Source organism: Pedobacter sp. 01T416_2, from assembly GCF_056398925.1.
The window spans coordinates 1-3,018 of record NZ_JBFTQI010000717.1; the positions used below are offsets into that span (position 1 = coordinate 1).

The 3,018-nt window shown below is 36.0% G+C and carries 5 protein-coding genes; 3 read left to right on the forward strand and 2 right to left on the reverse strand.

Annotated elements, in window-relative coordinates; all coding sequences use genetic code 11:
* Positions 1–342 (forward strand): redoxin domain-containing protein (locus AC1DPQ_RS22970; RefSeq protein WP_477610987.1); only part of this gene is annotated, 342 nt, incomplete at its 5' end.
* Positions 343–345: 3 nt separating this feature from the next.
* Positions 346–864, forward strand: coding sequence for a DsbA family protein (locus AC1DPQ_RS22975; RefSeq protein WP_477584279.1), 519 nt, complete (start codon positions 346–348; stop codon positions 862–864).
* Positions 865–1,125: 261 nt separating this feature from the next.
* Here AC1DPQ_RS22975 and AC1DPQ_RS22980 read toward each other — a convergent pair whose 3' ends face one another.
* On the reverse strand, positions 1,126–1,599 hold the full coding sequence (locus AC1DPQ_RS22980; protein ID WP_477584281.1) for a hypothetical protein: 474 nt from the start codon (positions 1,597–1,599) through the stop codon (positions 1,126–1,128).
* A 124-nt stretch (positions 1,600–1,723) separates the two neighbouring features.
* On the opposite strand from AC1DPQ_RS22980, the gene AC1DPQ_RS22985 reads away from it, so the two are divergent.
* Positions 1,724–2,524: an energy transducer TonB gene (locus tag AC1DPQ_RS22985; protein ID WP_477610988.1), complete on the forward strand. Its 801-nt coding sequence runs from the start codon at positions 1,724–1,726 to the stop codon at positions 2,522–2,524.
* Positions 2,525–2,660: 136 nt separating this feature from the next.
* Here AC1DPQ_RS22985 and AC1DPQ_RS22990 read toward each other — a convergent pair.
* On the reverse strand, positions 2,661–3,018 hold a 358-nt coding region (locus tag AC1DPQ_RS22990), incomplete at its 5' end, for a VOC family protein (protein ID WP_477610989.1).

Below are 3,018 nucleotides of genomic sequence, written 5' to 3' on the forward strand. Positions count from 1 at the left end.
AGCCCAGTATGCAGCGACCAAATGGCACTTTATAACGAAATGCTAAAATATTTTAACAAGTATGATGCACAGATTTTTGGTGTTTCTGTTGATAGTGTTTGGTGCCACCTCGCTTTTGAAGAGAATAGAAAACTGCATTTTCCACTTTTGGCCGATTTTGAACCAAAAGGCGCAGTGTCAAAAGCTTATGGTGTATACGATGAAGAACTTGGCGAAAGCAAAAGGGCACTTTTTGTTATAGATAAAGAAGGAAAAATTGCCTGGAGTTATTTGTCGCCAATAGCCGTTAACCCTGGCGCTGACGGAATTTTAGACGCATTGGAGGAATTAGATAAGAAATAAGCTATGAGTACTTTAAAACCTGAGGTAAACAATCAGGATCACATCCAAGGTGATGATTCAGCGAGTGTAACCATTGTCGAATTTGGCGATTATCAATGTCCATATTGTGGTAATGCCTACCCGATTATGAAGGAAATTGAAGAAACATTTGGCCATCAGATCAAATTTATCTTCCGTCATTTTCCTTTGGCGAATGCCCATGAGTTTGCTTTTCCGGCTGCTATTGCTGCAGAAGCGGCAGGTTTACAAGGTAAGTTTTGGGAAATGCACGATGCACTTTACGAAAATCAATACCGTTTAGATGGCGAGCTGTTCGACGAATTGGCTGAAACGATTGGTTTAGATCTGGAGCAGTTTCAGCAAGACAGCGTCTCTGAAGATATCAAAAGGAAAATAGAAGATGATTTTGATAGTGGTGTACGAAGTGGTGTAAACGGAACGCCTTCATTTTATGTAAACGGGACTAAATTTGATGGAGGTGCAACAGATCTTTATCAAATGCTTAAAGAAAGTACCGAGTAATTTTCCATAAAAAAACCTCATGTATTTTGCAATACATGAGGTATCAGATAAGGGTAACCGGAAAACTAAAAAACTAATTATGAGTTTTTAGAATTTAACAAAATTGAAATCGCTTCGTGTTTTGTTATTTCAAAGGTGCACTTCAATTATGAAGTTTTAGTGAAGAAAACTAAACCTTATCGCTATAGTCCTGCTTATGTTACGTCGCGAAAATAAAAATGAAAAGCCAGCAATATCTTCCTGGCTTTTGGCTTATTAAGTTTATTGTTTTCTCGAATAGATCCCTTGCAGATGCGTTAATGCCGCTACCAATTTTTCTTCATCACCAGCTAAACAATAATATCTAATTCCATTTTTATCGTTATCGGGCTCATCTTCGCCTTTGTCAAAAACCGGATAGATTGATTTGATTTTTGTGCTGGTCTGTTCCAAGCTAACTTTGAAGCCTTTCCAGACGTTTATTTGCGATTTGTTGGTGGTTTCTTCTTTGGCATTATCCGAACTGGCAAAGCTTTTTCCAACTGTAAAAACTCCATAATTCATTTCTTCATCAATATAAAATGAATTTGCTGTAATTGTAAACGTGGTTTCTATTCCCTTACGTAAAATACGATCGGTTCCGCCTATAGCTTTTGCTAATAGTTGGTTGATGTTTTTAACAGTTTCGGCTTTTGTTTGGGTGAAGCCATTAATGGATGCAGCCAGCAATAAGGCCAGCATTAGTTTTGTTTTCATAATTCTTTAAGGTTTAAATATTTGTGTGTATTTAAATTTAAAGAATTATTCGTCAATAATATTATTTGAAAAGTTTTAACAGACAATAAATGAAATGATATATTTACGTTTTAAAAAAATAACAATGAATTACCGTAAACTCTTCACTTTAAGTGTACTATCCATCCTGTTAATCACATCTTTACCAATATTTGCTCAAAATGTATCTGATTCGGAAAAAGAACAGCAAAAAAGTCAGTTCGTAGGTCTTTATAAATATTTGGCCGCTAAAGTGCCATATCCTTCTAAAGCATTATTTAGTAATTTACAGGGAACAACTACTTTTCTTTTTCAAGTGGAAAACGGCCAAATACTAAACGTAGAAACTGTTTTAAATTTGGAAGGGCTGAGTGAAAACGTTAAAAATTTAATTTCCGCTTACACAGGACTGTCCAAAACCATAAATGGGAAATATTGCATTGATGTTGTATTTCAAATGGAAAACAAACAAAATACATTGGTGCAAGAAAAACCAATTATTCCAGCTGATTATATTAAGTTAAATGGTTTGAATATTATGTCGATGGGTAGCCCTCATAAGCAAACTGTACCTGACAATTCTACGTATAAGATTGAAGAAGTAGACACACCACCTAATTTCCCGGGAGGATATAAAGCACTTCAGGCATATTTCTCTGAAAACATTAAATACTCAGAAGAAGCATTAAAAAACAAAGTAGAAGGAAAAGTATACTTTAGTTTTAAAATAGATTATGATGGCGATGTTAGAGACGTTAAAATAGTAAGAGGTTTAGGTTTTGGCTTGGATGAAATAGTGAAAAAGGTAATAAAAGACTGCCCAAAATGGAATGCAGCCATCAAAAATGGCCAAACCGTAAGTACAAAATTCAGCTACTTCGCAGAATGCAGATTGCCAAATCCTTAAATATAATTTCTAAAAGAATAGAAGGAGTGCCAGTACAAAAATAGTATTGTCATCCTGAGCCTGTCGAAGGACTTCATTAAATAATAAAATTAACAAGGCAGCCAGATATTCTGATTGCCTTGTTAATTAGGTAGTGTTACAGATTACCTCTTAATTCCTGTTCGCGTTCTAACGATTCAAATAAGGCTTTAAAGTTGCCCGCACCAAAACTTTGTGCACCTTTACGCTGAATAATTTCGAAGAACAGGGTAGGGCGGTCTTCAACTGGTTTTGTGAAAATCTGTAGTAAATAGCCTTCTTCATCACAATCGACCAAAATGCCCAGGCTTTCTAGCAATGCTATTTCTTCATCAATTTTACCTACGCGTTGCGGCATCATGTCGTAATAGGCCTCTGGTGGTGCACTTAAAAACTCCACCCCACGTGCTTTCAGTTCTTTAACTGTTTTAACAATATCTTTAGTGGCCACAGCAATGTGCTGAACGCCTTCACCC